This window comes from Streptomyces dioscori (assembly GCF_003024195.1).
Lineage (GTDB): Bacteria > Actinomycetota > Actinomycetes > Streptomycetales > Streptomycetaceae > Streptomyces > Streptomyces dioscori.
Genome location: NZ_KZ679066.1, coordinates 14,955 through 33,411 on the forward strand (window position 1 = coordinate 14,955; position 18,457 = coordinate 33,411).

General features: G+C 71.8%; 11 protein-coding genes. 7 read left to right on the forward strand and 4 right to left on the reverse strand.

Features of this window, described 5'->3' with window-relative positions; translation table 11 throughout:
• The first annotated feature begins 280 nt into the window (after positions 1–280).
• A complete protein-coding gene (locus C6Y14_RS42370; protein WP_404828927.1) occupies positions 281–2,443 on the forward strand; it encodes a SpoIIE family protein phosphatase in 2,163 nt (720 codons plus the stop codon).
• Positions 2,444–2,717: 274 nt separating this feature from the next.
• On the opposite strand, the gene C6Y14_RS42375 is transcribed toward C6Y14_RS42370, so the two are convergent.
• Positions 2,718–4,067 carry a S1 family peptidase gene (locus tag C6Y14_RS42375; RefSeq protein ID WP_107022321.1) on the reverse strand — a complete coding sequence of 450 codons (1,350 nt, stop codon included), beginning with the start codon at positions 4,065–4,067 and terminating at the stop codon, positions 2,718–2,720.
• Positions 4,068–4,526: 459 nt separating this feature from the next.
• Here C6Y14_RS42375 and C6Y14_RS42380 point away from each other — a divergent pair, with 459 nt between their 5' ends.
• The 6 genes from C6Y14_RS42380 (at position 4,527) to C6Y14_RS42405 (ending at position 13,681) form a co-directional block, all read left to right on the forward strand.
• On the forward strand, positions 4,527–5,222 hold the full coding sequence (locus tag C6Y14_RS42380; protein WP_107022270.1) for a type 1 glutamine amidotransferase domain-containing protein: 696 nt from the start codon (positions 4,527–4,529) through the stop codon (positions 5,220–5,222).
• Between the two features lie 464 nt (positions 5,223–5,686).
• Positions 5,687–5,902, forward strand: coding sequence for a type A2 lantipeptide (locus tag C6Y14_RS42385; RefSeq protein ID WP_107022271.1), 216 nt, complete (start codon positions 5,687–5,689; stop codon positions 5,900–5,902).
• A 142-nt stretch (positions 5,903–6,044) separates the two neighbouring features.
• On the forward strand, positions 6,045–6,851 hold the full coding sequence (locus C6Y14_RS42390) for an HlyD family efflux transporter periplasmic adaptor subunit (protein WP_107022272.1): 807 nt from the start codon (positions 6,045–6,047) through the stop codon (positions 6,849–6,851).
• Between the two features lie 47 nt (positions 6,852–6,898).
• Positions 6,899–9,115, forward strand: a complete 2,217-nt coding sequence (locus C6Y14_RS42395) for an NHLP family bacteriocin export ABC transporter peptidase/permease/ATPase subunit (protein ID WP_107022322.1) — start codon at positions 6,899–6,901, stop codon at positions 9,113–9,115.
• A gap of 97 nt (positions 9,116–9,212) precedes the next feature.
• A complete protein-coding gene (locus C6Y14_RS42400; RefSeq protein WP_225891556.1) occupies positions 9,213–11,981 on the forward strand; it encodes an NHLP bacteriocin export ABC transporter permease/ATPase subunit in 2,769 nt (922 codons plus the stop codon).
• 191 nt (positions 11,982–12,172) lie between these two features.
• Entirely contained in the window at positions 12,173–13,681 is a 1,509-nt protein-coding gene (locus tag C6Y14_RS42405) for an MFS transporter (protein ID WP_107022274.1), read from the forward strand.
• A 38-nt stretch (positions 13,682–13,719) separates the two neighbouring features.
• Here C6Y14_RS42405 and C6Y14_RS42410 read toward each other — a convergent pair whose 3' ends face one another.
• The 3 genes from C6Y14_RS42410 to C6Y14_RS42420 all read right to left on the reverse strand — a co-directional run bounded on the left by C6Y14_RS42410 (position 13,720) and on the right by C6Y14_RS42420 (position 18,436).
• A complete protein-coding gene (locus C6Y14_RS42410) occupies positions 13,720–15,090 on the reverse strand; it encodes an MDR family MFS transporter (protein ID WP_107022275.1) in 1,371 nt (456 codons plus the stop codon).
• On the reverse strand, positions 15,083–16,849 hold the full coding sequence (locus tag C6Y14_RS42415) for an ABC transporter permease subunit (RefSeq protein WP_107022276.1): 1,767 nt from the start codon (positions 16,847–16,849) through the stop codon (positions 15,083–15,085). Before C6Y14_RS42415 ends, C6Y14_RS42410 begins: the two co-directional genes overlap by 8 nt.
• Before the next feature lie 87 nt (positions 16,850–16,936).
• On the reverse strand, positions 16,937–18,436 hold the full coding sequence (locus tag C6Y14_RS42420) for an ABC transporter substrate-binding protein (protein ID WP_107022277.1): 1,500 nt from the start codon (positions 18,434–18,436) through the stop codon (positions 16,937–16,939).
• Between the last annotated feature and the right edge of the window lie 21 nt (positions 18,437–18,457).

Consider the following 18,457-nt stretch of genomic DNA (forward strand, 5'->3'; position numbering starts at 1 on the left):
CAGCCCCTGTGAACGTCACGAAGTGAGGTGGCCCGTCGGCCGGACGTGTGTGAGGCCCCTCCTGCGGGCCCTTCGATGGCGTCACGGAGAGTTTCCGGGGCTCGCCGGGGATACCGCCGACAGGGGTCACGCTGCGTAGAACGGCGCGCGGAACGGACAGTGGGGGCGCCCGGCGATGGCGCGGCGGCGCGCCCCGGGCATCCTCACCGTGCCTCGCCGTGCGGGAACCGCTCCCACGGGAGAGCCTTGACCCCTGGGCTCCTCCGTGTGGCCGAGGGAGGTGGTCGATGTGTCCCACTGGCAGGCGTCCGGGCATCCGTCCCGGGCCGCTCCGGCTCCGGTCGGCCGCCCGCTGCTCTCCCTCACCCTGGCCGCGCTCATGGACGACGTGCACGCGCACTCGGGCGCGGTGTATCTGCTGACCCCGGGCGAACCGGTGCTGGAGATGGCCGTCATGGCCGGGCTGCCCCGGGCGTTCGCGGCTCCCTGGGAGCGGCTGGGCCTGAGCGCGCCGATCCCGGTGGCGGAGGCCGCGCGCCACCGGCGGCTCGTGTGGGTGGGCGGCGAGCAGGACATGGCCCGCCGCTATCCGCGGATCTCGGTGGTCCTGCCGTATCCGTTCGCGCTGGCCGCGTTGCCGGTGGCGACCGACCGGGCCACGTACGGGGCGATCTTCGTGACCTGGCCGGGCGCGCATCCCCCGGAGCTGTCGGACTGGGAGCGGGACCACCTGACGGCCGCCTGCGACCGGCTCGCGATGCGGCTGGAGCGCGCCCACGAGTCGGGCCGGCAGATCCGGCCCGAGCCCGATCTGCTCTCGCCCGCGCCCATCGCCAGCGTGGCGGGGACGCTCGGCACGGTCGAGGCGTCCCGGATGGTGGCGCGACTGCCGTACGGGCTGTGCGCGCTGGATCTGCAGGGGCGGATCACCTTCGCCAACGCGTCGTCGGCCGAGCTGCTGGGGCTGCCGGTCAGCGCGCTGCTGGGCATGCAGCTGTGGGCGTCGGTGCCCTGGCTCAACGACCCGGTCTACGAGGACCGCTACCGCGCCGCGCTGCTCAGCCAGCAGGTGACGTCGTTCGTGGCGCTGCGGCCGCCCTCGGACTGGCTGTCGTTCCGCCTCTATCCCAGTACGAACGGGCTGAGCGTACGCATCACCCGGGCGCGGGCCGTGGCGCGGGAGGGCCCCGCGGCCTTCCAGCACGGCGAGACCGGTACGCGTCTCGTCTCCATCTCGCAGGTACTGAGCCTGGCCGGGGCGCTCACCCAGGCGGTGGGTGTGCAGGACGTGGTCCAGCTGGTCGCCGACGAGATCGCCCCCGCCATGGGCAGCCAGGGGCTGGTGATGCTCGGCTCGGAGGGCGGCCGGCTGCATGTCCTGGGACAGCGCGGCTATCCGGATCCGCGGGAACTCGAACGGTTCGACGGGATGCAGCTCAGTGAGCCCTCGCCCGGTACGCACGCGCTCGTGAGCGGTGTGCCGGCCTTCTTCGCCTCCGGCCAGGAGCTGGCGCGTCTGTATCCGGACCAGCGGCCGGCCGGTGACATGGCGGCCTGGGCGTATCTGCCGCTCATCGCCTCCGGACGGCCGGTCGGCACCTGCGTCCTCGCCTACGCGGCACCCCATCCCTTCCCGGCCGACGAGCGTGCCGTGCTGACCAGCCTCAGCGGGCTGGTCGCGCAGGCCCTCGACCGGGCCCGCCTGTACGACGCGAAACACAAGCTGGCACACGGCCTGCAGGCCGCGCTGCTGCCTCCCTCGCTGCCGTCGCTGCCCGGCGTCGAGGCAGCCGCCCGCTATCTGCCGGCCACCCAGGGCATGGAGATCGGCGGGGACTTCTACGACCTGGTCCCGACCGGCGCGGAGGTCACGGCGGAGGCCGCCGCGGTGATCGGGGACGTGCAGGGCCACAACGTCACCGCGGCGGGCCTGATGGGCCAGATCCGTACCGCCGTACGCGCCTACACGACCGTGGGGCAGTCGCCCGGGGAGGTCATGCGCAGCACCAACCGGCTACTGATCGACCTGGGCACCGAGCTGTTCGCGAGCTGCGTCTATCTGCGGCTGGACCCGGCGAACGGGCGGCTCGTGATGGCCCGCGCGGGACATCCGCCGCCCCTTGTGCGCAGGCCGGACGGCAAGGTGCGGGTGCTCGACCTGGCGGGCGGTCCGCTGCTGGGCATCGACGCGGACGCCGTGTACCCGACGACCGACGTGGCGCTGCCGCCCGGCTCGCTGCTCGCCCTCTACACCGACGGGCTGATCGAATCCCGCGGCGTCGACATCGAGGACGCGCTGGCGGGCCTCGCGGAACTCCTCGCCGAGGTCGGCGACCGCCCCCTGGACGAGGTGGCCGACAGCCTGGTCCACCACAGCGGCACGGCAGACCAACGCCTGGACGACGTGGCCCTGCTCCTGCTCCGGGCGACGCCGACCCGCTAAGGGGCGCGGGGAACTGCGCACCCAGCCCCAACGCGCCCGCACCCCACAACACCCCGCGCACCCCCACCCCCCAAGGGGCGCGAGGAACTGCGCGACCGGCCCCGACGCACCCGCACCCCACAACACCCCGCGCACCCCCACCCCCCAAGGGGCGCGGGGAACTGCGCGACCGGCCCCCACCGGCCCGCAGCCAAAAACCAACACGGAATGGCCCGATCCTCCCGCCGGAGGACCGGGCCACTCAGAACGGCACCGCTACTGACGCGAGGTCAGATCACTGGTCGTGACCCGAACCATCACCCGCAGCGTCACCGGCCTGGTCACCGGCATCGCCGGCCTGCTCCTCGCCCCCGACGGCCTCACCACCGACATCCTCACCGCCGACCGCGTCACCACCGGCCCCGGCTTCCTCACCGGCACCCGCCTCTTCACCAGCGCCCGCTTCCTCGCCGGCCCCGGCCTCTTCACCAGCACCCGCTTCCTCACCGGCCCCGGCCTCCTCGCCCGCACCCGCGCCGCCCTCGCCGAGCGTCGCGCCCACGGCGGTCAGCGCGGTGGTCACCGGCTGGAAGAAGGTCTCGCCACCGACCGTGCAGTCGCCGCTGCCGCCCGAGGTCAGCCCGATCGCACTGCCCTCCGCGGTGAACAGCGAGCCGCCGCTGTCCCCGGGCTCGGCACAGACGTCGGTCTGGATGAGGCCGGTGACCGTGCCCTCCGGATAGTTCACGGTGGCGTCGAGACCGGTGACCTGACCGTCGTTGAGACCGGTGGTGCTGCCCATCCGGATGACCGTCTCGCCGACCGTGGCATCCGCGGCCGCCAGGATCTCCACGGTCTGCTCACCGGTGTTCACCGTGCTGGGAGCGACGGTCGCCGGGTCGTCGTACTTGACGAGGGCGAAGTCACCGGCACCGGGAAACGTGGCCGTCTCGACCGTGCCGATCGGCGCGCCGTCCTGCGCGTCCGACCACTCCGCGGCGGCGACACCGCAGTGGCCCGCGGTCAGGAAGGCCGGGCTGCCGTCGTCGGCGACGACGTTGAACCCGAGCGAGCAGCGCGCGCCGCCGCCGAAGATGGCGTCGCCGCCCTCGACGAACGTCTTGAACTCACCGGCGGACTTCTTGATGGTCGCCACGCCCGCGCCGAGCGTCTGGACGGTGGACTCCAGCTGGTCCCACTTCGCACCTGTGACGGTGCTGTCGGCGGTGACCTGGATCTTGTTCGTCCGGGGGTCGACGGCCCAGGAGGTGCCGGGGATGGTCGCGTCGGCCTTCAGCGTCTGGGACGCCGTCTTGAGTTCGGCGGTGCTGTTCTCGACCTGCCGGACCACCGCGCCCTTCTTCTCCGCCAGGATGATGTTGTTGTTGTCGCCCACGACGTTGATGATGAGCTGCTGCTTGCCGGAGTCGTAATATCCGCCGGCGTAGCTCTCACCGAGCAGTTCGGCCAGTTGAGAGGCGAGGTCAGACGCGTCCGCGGCCTTCAGCGTTCTGGGGGCGGCACCTTCCGTCGCATCGGTCTGGGACGCCATCGCGTTGGGCAGGATGAGGGCTGCCGCGCCGAGCGCGACCACGCCTCCTGCGGCTATGACGGCCTTGCGCTTCGGTATCCGCTTGTGACTCAACTTCATGACCTCCTGGGGACTGGGGGTCCGAGCCGCCGAATGACGGCTGACTGCGGGCGCCTGGATGGCTGTTGATACGCAAGCGGTACGTGGGGCGTTCAAACTTGTTGCGCAACTTCCTTTGCGAAAGCGCGAATCGGCCGCGCGGGAGGTTCGGGCCGCGACGACGGGGACCGACGGCCCCATGACGCTGACCACCACGGATACCGGCCGGCCCGCCCGGACGGCGTCACCCGCTCGATGCCGGAACCGGTCGGCGGCGCGGGAAGCATCCCAGCCGAAAGCGCGAAAGTGACGGGAATACGGCCACATGGCTCTCGGGCCGCGCCGGTTCATTCGGGTGTATTCGGGACTGTTCCCGCGACGTCACAGGAAATGCGGCGCCCCTGACGCATCCATGGGGATCCCCCCATTGATCCCCCATTGGATCTCTGTGTCCCATAGGCCTACCTTCGATACATGTCGAAGATTCTTTTCGTAGTGACCGGTGCCGATTCCTGGACTCTCGCGGACGGCACGAAGCACCCGACCGGATTCTGGGCTGAGGAGGCCGTCGCCCCGTACGAGGCATTCAAGGCCGCCGGCCACGAGATCGTCGTGGCCACCCCGGGCGGGGTCGTCCCGACCGTGGACCAGGGCAGCCTGGCCCCCGAGCTGAACGGCGGGCAGGAGGGCGCGGAGAAGGTCGCCGCCACCCTCGCCTCGTTCGACGGGCTGCGGCGTCCGATCCGCCTGGAGGACGTGGACCTCGACGCGTACGCGGCCGTCTACTACCCCGGCGGCCACGGGCCCATGGAGGACCTCGCGGTCGACGCCGACTCGGGCCGCCTGCTCGTCCGCGCCCTGGAGTCGGGAAAGCCGCTGGGTGTGGTCTGCCACGCCCCGTCCGCGCTGCTGGCGGCGACCACGGAGGACGGCGGCAACGCCTTCGCCGGCTACCGCCTGACGGGGTTCACCAACATCGAGGAGACCCAGGCGGGGTTCGCGGAGAAGGCCAAGTGGCTGCTCCAGGACCGTCTGGTGGAGATCGGCGCCGACTTCCGGGAGGGCGAGCCGTGGGCCCCGTACGTGGTCGTCGACCGCAACCTCGTCACCGGCCAGAACCCCGCCTCCTCCGCTCCGCTCGCGGCCGAGCTCCTCAAGAAGCTCGACTGACCGCGGACCGGTCACCTTCAGCGACCGGGCGGTGACGGAAAGCCCGCCGGCCGGAGCGGAATCCTGGCTTCAGCAAATCTGCACAGCGAATACGCAGTGGAGTCACGGCACGCGGCGAATCCGCACAACGGATCGTCGCGTGCCGCGCCATTGGCGAGGTGTGCCCGATTCAGGTTCCGCCTTGTGTTGCGGAGATGTGCATGACCTCCGGGGCCATGTGAAGAAGTCGCCACCACGCGGTGCGCAGGCCTGCACGGTTGAACCGATCGGGCTCCGAAATGCCCCGTTCGTATGGCCCGTTGATTGGATGAGCGATGCGCCGCCGTGCTTTGATCCATTGCACCGCGGGGGCCGTTCCTCGGATTTCGTTTTCGGGATCCGGGCGCTCGCGGTCGCGGCCGACCATCTGTCCCCAGAGGGGGCCGCTCCCCCCTTGTGAATATCAATAGGAAGGGAAGTTCATCATGAACTCCACCCCCCAGGTCCAGACCGCCGAGATCTCCGACGCCGACCTCGACAACGTCTCGGGTGGCCTCGCGCTGAACGCCCTCAGCACCGTCACCGGTGTGGTCGACGGCATCGCCCCGGTCTCCGGCCTCGTCGACACCGTCGTGGGCACGGTCGAGGGTGCGACCGGCCTGAACACCGCCCCGGTCACCGGCCTGGTCGCCGGTCTCTGATCACTTCTGTGATCGCTTAGCGTGCCGTGAGTCCCGGAACCATTCCCCGGTTCCGGGACTCACGGGTGCTGCCTCTTTCTTTTGTTTTCTGGCTCGGTTCGTCTTCGGGACGCGCCATCAGTCACTCGCAGGTGAGAATTCCGTGCAGTTCCGTCAACAGGCCCTCGCCAAACTGCAGTCGCCGGAGGAGCTGGACCTGCCGGTGCGCTTCGCCCGCCCCCAGGGCTGGCTCGTGCTGTGCGTGACGGTCGTCGTCATGGCGGCCGCGTCGGTCTGGGCCGTGACGGGCTCCGTGGCGTCCACGGTGAGCGCGCCCGCCATCCTCACGCACGGGCAGGGCAGTTACCTTCTGCAAAGCCCTGTCTCCGGCCAGGTCACCGCGGTCCTCACCGAGCAGGGCCGCCGGATCAAGGCGAACGCCCCCGTCCTCAAGGTCCGTACGGCCAGGGGTGAGACGGTCGTACGCAGCGTCGCCGCGGGCCGGGTCTCCGGGCTCGCCGCGACGATCGGCGCGATCATCAGCACCGGCACGAACGTGGCCGCGGTGGAGAAGGTCGCGGGCGCCGACGACCCCCTGTACGCGACGGTGTACGTGCCCGCCGAGAACGCCGCGACGATCCCCGCGAACGCCGCCGTCGACCTGACCGTCCAGTCCGTGCCGACCCAGGAGTACGGGGTGCTGCGCGGCCATGTGAAGTCGGTGGACCGGGCGGCCCAGTCACCGCAGCAGATCGCCGCCTTCCTCGGCGACAGCCAACTGGGCGAGCAGTTCACCGAGAAGGGCCGGCCGGTGGCCGTCCTCGTCCGGCTCGACACCTCCTCCGGCACGAAGTCCGGCTACAAGTGGTCGTCGGCCGAGGGCCCGCCGTTCCGGCTCGACTCCATGGCCATGGCCGCCGGCTCGATCCGCCTGGACGACCAGCGCCCCATCGATTGGCTGCTGCCGTGACCGCACCCCAGGACACCTCGTCCGCCACGCACACCACCGGAGCCGAACTGCCGCCGCCCGTACGGGGCCGCCGCCGCTCGGCGCCCCCGAAGCGCAAGGTCCCCAAGGGCCGGGGCGGACGCGCCCGTACGCCCACCGTCCTGCAGATGGAGGCCGTGGAGTGCGGCGCCGCCTCCCTCGCGATGGTCCTCGCCCACCACGGGCGGCACATCCCGCTGGAGGAACTGCGGATCGCCTGCGGTGTCTCGCGCGACGGCTCGCGGGCCAGCAACCTGCTGAAGGCGGCCCGCAGTTACGGCCTGACGGCCAAGGGCATGCAGATGGACACGGCGGCGCTCGCCGAGGTGCAGGCCCCGGCGATCCTGTTCTGGGAGTTCAACCACTACGTCGTCCTCGATGGGATCGGGCGCCGTCTGGGCCGGCGCGGGGTGCACATCAACGACCCCGCCAAGGGCCGGCGTTTCATCTCCATGGAGGACTTCGACACCAGTTTCACGGGCGTCGTCCTCGTCCTGGAACCGGGTCCTGATTTCGAGAAGGGTGGCCGCAGGCCCGGCGTCATGGGTGCGATGCCCGCCCGGCTGCGCGGCACCTCGGGCACCATGCCCGCCGCCGTGCTGGCCAGCCTGCTCCTGGTGGCGGTCGGCGCCGCCGTGCCTGCGCTCAGCCGCACGTACATCGACATGTTCCTGATCGGCGGGCAGACCTCGCTGCTCGGGGTGCTGTTCGCGTCGATGGGCGCGAGCGTGCTGCTGACGGTGGTGCTGACCTGGCTGCAGCAGGCGAACCTGCTGCGCGGCCGGCTGATTTCCTCGACGCTCAGCAGTGCCAAGTTCCTGCGGCATCTGCTGCGGCTGCCGGTCACGTTCTTCTCCCAGCGCAGCCCTGCCGACCTGGTGCAGCGGCTCCAGTCCAACGACGCGGTGGCCGAGACCCTGGCCCGGGACCTCGCGGCGGCGGGCGTGGACGCGGTCGTCGTGGTCCTGTACGCCGTCCTGCTCTACACCTACGATCCGCAGCTCACGGCGGTGGGTGTCGGAGTGGCGCTGCTCAACGTGGTGGCGATGCGGGTCGTGATCCGGCTGCGGGCGACGCGCACGGCGAAGCTGCGGGCCGACAACGCGCGGCTCACCAACACGGCCTATACGGGCCTGCAGTTGATCGAGACGATGAAGGCGACCGGCGGCGAGGACGGCTACTTCCGCAAGTGGGCGGGACAGCACGCCACCACGCTGGAGGAGCAGCAGCGCCTCGGCGTGCCGAGCGCCTGGCTGGGTGTCGTGGCGCCGACGCTGGCGACGCTCAACAGCGCCCTGATCCTGTGGATCGGCGGCATGCGGGCCGTGGAGGGACACATCTCCGTGGGTCTGCTCGTGGCGTTCCAGGCGCTGGTGACCCGCTTCACCGCGCCGATCACCCGGCTCAACGGTGTGGCGGGCCGTATCCAGGACTTCGCGGCCGACGTGGCCCGGCTGAAGGACGTCGAGAACTTCGCCGCCGACCCGCTCTACTCGCGGCGCGGCGCGAACGACAGCACCCGTCGGCTGCAGGGCCATGTGGAGCTGGAGAACATCACCTTCGGCTACAGCCCGCTCGACAAGCCGCTGCTGTCCGGCTTCTCGCTGACGGTCGGTCCGGGCCGGCAGGTGGCCCTGGTCGGCGGTTCCGGCAGCGGCAAGTCGACGGTGTCCAGGCTGATCTCGGGCCTGTACACGCCGTGGGAGGGTGTGATCCGGATCGACGGGCAGTGGCTGGAGGACATCCCGCGCGGCGCGCTCGCCTCCTCCGTCTCCTTCGTCGACCAGGACGTGTTCCTCTTCGAGGGCACGGTCCGCGACAACATCGCCCTGTGGGACCCGTCGGTCCCGGACGAGGCGGTGGTCGAGGCGCTGCGGGACGCGGCGCTGTACGACGTGGTGATGCGGCGCCCGGGTGGCATCCAGAGCCGGGTCGAGCAGGACGGCCGTAACTTCTCCGGCGGGCAGCGCCAACGCCTGGAGATCGCGCGGGCGTTGGTGCGCAGGCCCAGCATCCTGGTGCTCGACGAGGTGACGAGCGCGCTGGACGCCGAGACCGAGCAGCTCGTGATGGACAACCTGCGCAGGCGCGGCTGTGCCTGTGTGGTCATCGCGCACCGGCTGAGCACCGTGCGCGACAGCGACGAGATCGTGGTGCTCCAGCACGGCACGGTCGTGGAACGCGGGCGTCACGACGCCCTGGTGGCGGCCGGCGGCGCGTACGCCGAGCTGGTCAGGGAGCGATGAGATGACGTCCGCGTACCCGCAGAACGAGTACCAGCAGCAACCTGAACATGAGCAACCTGTGACCGAGGGCGACTACGTGCTCGCCGCGCTCGGCGGCATGGGTGTCCCGGTGGACGGTTCGGGCCTGAACCGTCTGGACCTCGAAGGGCCGCACGTCCTGTGGCTCGTCGCGGCCGGGGCCATGGACCTCTTCGCCGTGGACGCGGCGCAGCAGGGCCACTGGCACCATCTCGGCCGCCTCGAAGCGGGTTCGCTGCTGCTCGGCCCGGTCGCCGGACCCCAGCACACGCTCGTCGGCCGGCCCCTGCGTGAGTGCGTCCTGCGCCGTATCGAGCTGCGCGAGCTGCACCGCCCGCCGCAGACAGAGACCTGGACGTACGACGCGTACGGCACCCCCCAGTACGTACCCCCGTCGACCAGCCCCCTGGAGTACGCCCTGTCCCTCGGTGTCGGCCGGGGCCTCGCCATCCTCTTCGAGGCGCCGCTCGCCACCGAGCGGGGCGCGGCCCTCACCGACGACGACATCCTGTGGACGCAGGTACCGCCGGGCAGTGTGCAGTACGGCTCCCTGTACGGCGCCGAGGCCGCGGCGGACCTGCTGGTCGACCCGGCGATGTGGCAGACGATGGTCGACCAGCAGTACCGGCTGCTGGCCACCCTCGACCGCTGGATCGAGCAGCTGGAGCGCACCCACGAGACCCGGACGGCCGCGGGTATCAAGGCGGGCGAGGCGGTCCGCGCGCAGGCCGACCGCACGCTGCTCGCCTCCATATCGAAGCGTTCGGGCCAGGGTCAGGGCGCGGCCGACGCCGATGCCACGTACGCGGCGTGCAGGCTGGTCGCCCGCGCGGCCGGGATCACCCTCGCCGATCCCGCGAAGGGCGGCTCGGAGAGCGACCGTCTCGACCCGGTGGAGCGGATCGCGCTCGCCTCCCGGGTCCGGGCACGTGCCGTCCGCCTCGACGGCCGCTGGTGGCGCGACAACGTCGGCCCACTGGTCGGGCACCGGGTCGCCTCGGGTGCGCCGGCCGCTCTGCTGTGGCGGCGCGGCGGCTATGTGGCGGTGCATCCGTCGAGCGGCCGGGAGACACCGGTGGAGAAGGCGAACGCGGCGGAGTTCGAGCCGCGTGCGGTGATGTTCTACCGGCCGCTGCCCGACCGCGGACTGACCCCGCTGCGGCTGCTGCGGTTCAGCCTCCAGGGGACCGGCGGGGACATGCGCAATCTCGCGCTCAGCGGTCTGGTGACGGTGGCGCTCGGCGCGCTGGTGCCGGTCGCGACCGGCAAGGTGCTGGGCGAGTTCGTGCCGAAGGCCCAGGAGAGCCTGATCGTCCAGATCTGTCTGGCCATCATGATCGCGAGTGCGGTGTCGGCGGCGTTCACGCTGATGCAGAACCTCACCATGCTGCGGCTTGAGGGCCGGATCGAGGCCACGCTCCAGCCGGCCGTGTGGGACAGGCTGCTGCGGCTGCCCACGAAGTTCTTCACCTCGCGCTCCACGGGTGAACTGGCCAGTGCCGCCATGGGCATCAGCGCCATCCGCCGCATGATGGCGGGCCTCGGCCCCGTGGTGGTCCAGTCGGTCACGGTCGGCGCGATGAACCTCGCGCTGCTGTTCTGGTTCAGCGTGCCGATGGCGCTCGCCGCGATCGGCATGCTCGTGGTGATCGCCGGGGTGTTCCTCGGGCTGGGTCTGTGGCAGGTGCGCTGGCAGCGCCGGCTGATCGTGCTGAGCAACAAGCTCAACAACCAGGCCTTCCAGACCCTGCGCGGGCTGCCGAAGCTGCGGGTCGCGGCGGCCGAGAACTACGCGTACGCGGCCTGGGCGGGCGAGTTCGCCCGCAGCCGTGAACTCCAGCAGCGGGTCGGCCGGATCAAGAACCTGACGACCGTGCTGGGCTCGGTGTATCTGCCGCTCTGCTCGCTCATCATGTTCATGCTGCTGGCGGGACCGGCCCGCGGAACGCTGTCGGCCGCCGCCTTCCTCACCTTCAACACCTCGATGACCATGCTGCTGACCTCGGTCACCCAGCTGACGGGTTCCTTCGTGTCGATGGTCGCCGCGCTGCCGATGTTCGAGGAGATCAAGCCGGTCCTCGACGCGGAGCCGGAGGTGCGGGTGGCGAGCACGCGCCCCGCCGAGCTGTCCGGGGCCATCGAGGCGAAGAAGCTGTCGTTCCGGTACACCGACGACGGGCCGCTCGTCCTCGACGACCTGTCCTTCGCGATCAGGCCCGGCGAGTTCGTGGCGGTCGTCGGCCCCAGCGGCTGCGGCAAGTCCACACTGCTGCGGCTGCTCATCGGCTTCGACAAGCCGGTCGCGGGCAGTGTGCTGTACGACGGCCAGGACCTGGCCGCGCTCGACCAGTCCGCCGTACGCCGCCAGTGCGGTGTCGTGCTCCAGCACGCGCAGCCGTTCACCGGCTCGATCATGGACGTCATCTGCGGTACGGAGCCCTACACGCCCGAGGAGGCGATGGCCGCCGCGGAGATGGCGGGGCTCGCCGACGACATCAGGCGTATGCCGATGGGGCTGCACACGATCGTCTCGGGCAGCGGCGCGGTCTCCGGCGGCCAGCGCCAGCGGCTGATGATCGCCCAGGCGCTGATCCGGCGCCCGCGCATCCTCTTCTTCGACGAGGCGACCAGCGCGCTCGACAACGAGACCCAGCGCACGGTCATCGAGAGCACCCGCGCGCTCAACGCGACCCGCGTGGTGATCGCGCACCGGCTGTCCACCGTGATGGACGCGGACCGCGTCATCGTGATGGAGGACGGCCGGATCGCCCAGCAGGGCACGCCCGCGCAGCTTCTCGCGGACACGGGCGGCCGGCTGCACGAGCTGGTGCGACGGCAGATGCAGTAAGGCTCGGCGCAGGGCCCGGGACCGGATTTCCGGACCCTTGACCGGCCCTCCAGGTTGACCGGCGCACGTGTGACGTCCGTCTCGCTAGCGAAACTTTGTCGTTTCGATGAAAGTGGTCTAGCCTCGAAGAGTACGAAACAGTTTCGTTTACGTACTTCCAGTGCCGAGCGAACTTTCCCTGGAGTCCTCCCATGTCCAAGACACAGACCCTGTCCGAGGACGCCCGCAAGGGCGCCCCGGACGCACCCGGCGCGGTGCGCCCGGCGAACCGGTGGTGGATCCTCGCGATCATCGGTATCGCCCAGCTGATGGTGGTGCTGGACGCGACCATCGTGAACATCGCACTGCCGTCCGCCCAGGCCGACCTCGGGTTCTCCGACGGCAACCGTCAGTGGATCGTCACGGCGTACGCCCTGGCCTTCGCCTCGCTGCTTCTCCTCGGCGGCCGGATCGCCGACCTCTTCGGGCGCAAGCCCGCCTTCCTCATCGGTGTCGCGGGCTTCGCCGGAGCCTCCGTACTCGGCGGCGCGGCCAACAGCTTCGGGATGCTGGTCGTCGCACGCGCCCTCCAGGGTGTCTTCGGCGCCCTGCTCGCACCCGCCGCGCTCTCCCTGCTGAACACGACGTTCACCGACGCCAAGGAACGCGCCAAGGCGTTCAGCGTGTACGGCGCGATCGCCGGTGCCGGTGGCGCGCTCGGCCTGCTGCTCGGCGGTGTACTGACGGACGCGCTGGACTGGCGCTGGACCCTGTACGTCAACGTCGTCTTCGCCGTCGCCGCCTTCGTCGGCGGCTGGATCCTCCTGAACAACCACCGTGACGCCGCGAACTCCAAGCTCGACCTGCCCGGCGCGCTGCTCGTCTCCGCCGGTCTCTTCTCCGTGGTGTACGGCTTCTCCAACGCCGAGACCCACGACTGGGGCTCCGCACTCACCTGGGGCTTCCTGGTGGCGGGCGGCATCCTCCTGGCGGTGTTCGGCTGGTGGCAGACCCGTGCCGCGCACCCGCTGCTGCCGATGCGCGTCCTGCTGGACCGGACCCGCGCGGCCTCGTTCATCGCCGTCCTCGTCACCGGCGCGGGCATGTTCGGTGTCTTCCTCTTCCTCACCTACTACCTGCAGCTGAACCTGGGCTTCAGCCCGACGAAGACCGGTGTGGCCTTCCTGCCGATGATGGCCGCCCTGATGGTCATGGCCCAGGTGTCCACGACGATCCTGGTGCCGCGCATCGGACCCAAGACCGTCATCCCCGCGGGCTTCGCGCTCGCCGCGCTCGCGATGGCCTGGCTGACCGCCATCGACGTCGACTCCGCGTTCTCGACCGCGGTGCTGCCGCCGCTGCTGCTGATGGGTGCGGGGCTCGGCATCGTGATGCCGCCCGCGATGGCTCTGGCCACGAGTGGGGTCGCCGCGGAGGACGCTGGTGTGGCGTCCGCCACGGTGAACACCATGCAGCAGGTGGGTGGGTCCATCGGGACCGCGCTGCTGAACACGCTCGCGGCGAGTGCCGCTACCAGCTTCCTGGTCGGCAAGGACGCGACGGACCCGCTGGTGCGGGCCCAGTCGTCGATCGAGAGCTACACCACTGCGTTCTGGTGGTCTGCCGGGTTCTTCGCCGCGGGTGCGCTGATCACGTTCCTGCTGTTCCGTCCCGGGGTTCCGGAGCAGGATCCTGACGCTGCGCCTGTCGTTCACATGTGACGCGTTCGCGTCGCCGCTGGGCCGAGGGGCCGCCGTCTTCAGGGAGACGGCGGCCCCTCTTTGCGTTCCCCTCCCGGGGGTTGCGATGTCGTCTGCGGCGGTGTGGACGGCTGGTCGCGCAGTTCCCCGCGCCCCTCAAGGACGGGGCTGCGCCCCAGTCCTTGCCTGAGGGGGTGGGGCAGTAGTGCTGTCGCCGCCGCCGGGACCAATGCCAGGAGCAGCCAGGGAACGGCCGGGGGGAGGTTCGTGTCCAGGAGGGTGCCTGTCGTGGCGCTGCCCAGGAGGACTATGAAGCCGGAGATCGAGGAGAGGGCGCCTGTGTAGAGGCCCAGTCTGTCCGGCTCGGCCAGGTCGGGGACCCAGGCCCTGGCCGCGGGGGCGACCAGCATCTGGCCCAGGGTGAGCAGGACGACGTAACCGGCCACGGGCAGGAGCCCCACCGTTCCCGTCCAGGCTGCGGGGCGGGCCGCGGCGACGACCGCGAACCCCGCCGAGATCAGCAGCAGTCCCGTCGCCATGGACCGGCGCAGGTCCAGGCGGTTGCCCGCCCAGCGTGTGACGGGCAGCTGGGTCGTCACGACCAGCAGCGAGGAGAGCGCGAACAGCCAGGCCAGCGGCGCCTGTGAGCCCGTCACTCGCTCCACTTCGAGGGGCAGCAGCTGGTACAGCTGGTTGTACGCGAGGAGATAGGCGCCGTACGCGCAGCACAGGGCCAGGAAGCGGCGGTTGCGTGCCAGGCGGCCGAGTCCGCCGCGGGAACGTACCTGCACCCGGCCGGGGATGCGTTGCGGCAGCAGCCACGCGTGGCCCGCCAGGACGAGCACGAAGACCGCCGCCCCGGCGAGGCAGACCGTGCGGAAGTCCACGCCCAGCAGCAGCGCCCCGATGAACGGGCCGATGAACGCGCCCGCCTGCCCCGCCACGGTGAACAGCGCCAGTACGTGGGTCCGCGGGCCCTCCCCCGCCTCCTCCCGGCACACCGCCTGCCGGGCCACCTCCGACTCGACCGCGGGTGAGAAGAGCGCGGCGGCGAAACCGATCAGGAGGACCGCCCCGATGACCGCCCAAGTGGCTTCCGCGTACCCGAGCCAGGCGAAGCCCGCGATGCGCAGGACGCAGCCGGCGAGCACCACCGGCCGCACCCCGTACCGGTCCGCCAGTGCGCCGCCCACAACGAACAGGCCCTGCTGGCTGAAGGTCCGCAGCCCGAGGACCAGCCCGACGAGCCAGCCCGCCATGCCGATCGCCGTGCCCAGGTGTGCGGCGAGGAAGGGCAGGACCGCGAAGAAGCCGATGTTGAAGGCGAGCTGGGTGAGGACGAGCAGGCGCAGCAGCGGGGAGAGGGAGGTGAAGGTGCGGAGGGTGGTGAGGGGTCTCGCAGCCTTGGAGCGCGTTGTTGGTTCAGGCATGTCGTCGCCTGGCGCGTGCCCGCAGGGAGCGGGGCCGGGTGACGCCGCCGCCTGCCGTGACCGCGACGGCTCCCAGCAGGGCCAGCGCGGCGGCCGGTGCCAGTGACGCCCACGGCGCCCGTTCCGCGTACGGCTGGTTCTCGGACAGCAGCAGGCCCCACTCCGGGGACGGCGGCTGCGCGCCGAGGCCGAGGAAGCCGAGGGCCGCGAGGGACAGGGCCACGCCGGGCAGGCGGAGCAGGGCGTGGCGCAGGACCGGGGGCAGGACGGCCGGCAGGACTTCGTGGCGCAGGAGTTGGAGCGGGGTCGCGCCGAGGCCGCGGGTCGCCGCGAGGTGCGTGGTGGCCGTCTCCTGGCGGAGCAGGGCCGAGGTGTGGGCGGCCAGGGGCGCCCAGGCGACCGCGGTCACCGCGAGGGCCGGGGTGGTGGCCCCGCTGCCCGCGACCGCGGTGACGAGGAGGGCGGCCAAAACCGGCGGGACCGCGTTGACCGTGTCGGCGAGCGGCCCGGAGAACCGCGGCAGCAACCCGAGGAGAACGCCCAGGAGCAGTGCGGCGGCGCTGACGGCGGCTGCCAGGGCCAGCGTGTCGAGCGCGCCGTGGCCGACCCGGGCCAGGACGTCACGCCCCAGCGCGTCCGTGCCGAAGGGGTGCGCCCAGGACGGGGGCCGGAGTCGTGCCGTGGTGTCCAGCTCAAGGGGGTCGCGGGCCAGGCCCAGCACCACGACGACGAGCAGCAGGCCCCCGTACAGCAGGGGCGGTGTGGTGGGGCGGGACGGTGTCGGGCGGTGCAGTGAGGGCAGCGCGCCGTCGCGCAGGGCCGGGCCGATCAGGAGGCGGGCGCCGAGGCGGGCGAGGCCGCCGACGGCCGCGGCCAGCACGACGAGGGCCAGGGTGCCGGCCTGGAGGACGGGCAGGTCCTGGGCCACCGCGGCCTGGAGGGACAGCCGGCCGAGCCCCGGGATGTCGAAGATCTGTTCCACGGCCACCGCGCCGCCGGTCAGGCCGACGACGAAGAGCCCCAGGTTCGGCAGCAGGCCGGGGACGCAACGGCGCAGGGCCTGGCGTGCGACGGTGCGGCCGTGGACTCCGCGCGCGGCGGCGGCCAGCGCCCATGGTTCGGCGAACGCGCCCGGCAGCAGGTCGTCGAGCATCCGCCCGAGCAGCGCGCCCGCGGGCAGGCCGAGCGAGAGCGCGGGCAGCACCATCCACTGGGGGCCGTACCAGCCGAGGGCGGGCAGCCAGCCGAGCTGTACGCCGACGACGGAGGCGAGCACCGAGGCGGTCAGGAAGTCGGGCAGGGTGGCCAGGAACGCCGAGCCGGTGCCCGCGGAACGCCGTTCGTCGAGCCGTCGGCCGGCCCCGAACCGCAGGGTCCGCGCGCACACGCCGGCCGCCGTGACCGCCGCGACGACCAGTGCCCCGCCCATCAGCAGCAGCGAGACGCCGAGCGCCTGCATTACGGACGGCATGACCTCCGCGCCGGATATCCACGACACGCCCGCGTCGCCGTGCAGCAGTCCGCCGAGCCAGTCGCCGAGCAGCCGCGCCGGCCCGGCGTCCAGGCCGAGCTGCGCGCGGATCGCGTCCAGGACGTCGGGGGTCGCGGTGCGTTCGGCGGACCGCGCCCTGAGCACGGTGAGCGCCGGGTCGGTACGCGAGAGCCACGGCAGCAGCCCTACTCCGCACAGGAGGACGGCGACGAGGACGGCACGCCAGAGCAGCACCGGCGCCCCGCCCCGGAAGACGACCCTGAGCATGTGGGCCCTCTTGGGCACGGGGGCTGCGTCAGGCAAGGGGGCCGCTTTACGCACGGCGGCTGCCTCGGGCACGTGGGCGACCGCCCGTCAGCGCCGGGTGCCGACGCCGACGAGGCTGCGCTCGTACGGGTCGAGGAGCACGCCGCTGACCTTGGCGCCGACGCCCGTGATGATCCGCTGATGGACCAGCGGTACGACGGCGTCCGTGCCGAGGACCGCCGCCTCGGCGGTCATCGCGGCGTCCTGCCGCTCGGCGGTGTCGCTGACCGACTCGGCCTCGGAGACGGCTTTGTCGACGTTCTTGTCGCACAGCTGAGCCAGGTTGTAGCTGCCCTCGCAGGTGTGGTCGCTGGCGAGGATGGAGACCGGGTCGCCGGTGTCGAGCATGGTGTTGCGGGCGGACACGAACGCGTCGAACTTCCCGGCCAGCGCGTCGCTCTCCAGCCGCGAGTACTCGCGCACCTCCAGCTTCACGGTGAACCCGGCCTTCTCCAGCTGCTGCTTCAGCACCTGGGCGACCTCGGGCAGCTCGGGCCGGTTGTCGTACGTGGCCACGGTGACCGTCTTCCCGGTGGCGGAGCCCGCCGCGGCCCGGCCGGCCGGCTTGACGCGCTTGTCGGCCGCCCAGGTGAGGGCGGGCCCGTAGATGCCGGCTCCGGCGTCGGCGTACCCCTCGTAGACGCCCTTGGCGAGGGCGGAGGTGTCGATCGCCTCGCGGACGGCGGCCCGCGTCCTCGCGTCCTTGAACGCGCCCGACCCGGTGTTGAGCAGCAGGCTGGTGGTGCGGGTGGTGGCCGTCTCGCGACGGGTCGCCTTGTCGAGGGAGGCCGCCTGCGAGACGGGTACGGCCTCGGCGATGTCGGCCTCACCGGTGCGCAGCGCGTTCGTCCGGGCGGTGCCGTCGGCTATGAACTTCGCGTCGACGCCCGAGGCCTGGGCGCGGCCGCCCCAGTAGTCGTCGAAGCGGTCGAGGCGGGCCGCGGTGGTGCCGGTGGTTTTGGTGAGTTCGAAGGGGCCGGTGGCGGTGCCGACGGGGCTGACGGCGTCCTTCTTCGCGTACGCCTTCGCCGAGAGGATCACCAGGCCGGGGCTGGACAGACGCAGCGGCAGGGCCGGGTCGGGGTCGGCGGTGGTGACACGTACCCGGCTGTCGCCCGCGGCCTCGGCGGTCAGTTCGACGCCGGACAGGGCGGCGGTCACGGGGTCGGCGCCCGCGGCGCGGGTGAGGGCGGCGGCGACGGCCTTCGGGGTGACCTCGGTACCGTCCTGGAACGCGGCGTCCCGCAGGGTGAACAGCCAGTCGCGGTCGTTCTCGCGGGTCCACGACTCGGCGAGCGCGGGGGCGGCGGCGCCGTTGGCGTCGAGGCGCGTCAGGCCCTCGGTGACGCCGAGCCGGCTGAGGAGGGTGGCGTCTGCGCCGTACGGGGAGAAGTTCTCGGCGGGCGGGAAGGCGAGCGCGACCTTCAGCCGTACGCCCGCCGCGCTGTCGGAGGACTCGTCGCCACCGCCGGAGGCGAAGCAGCCGGTGAGCAGGGGGGCGAGCAGCAGTCCGGCGACGAACCTGCGACGGCGTGGCAGAGGGAGCATGGCTGCTTTCGTTCGGTACGG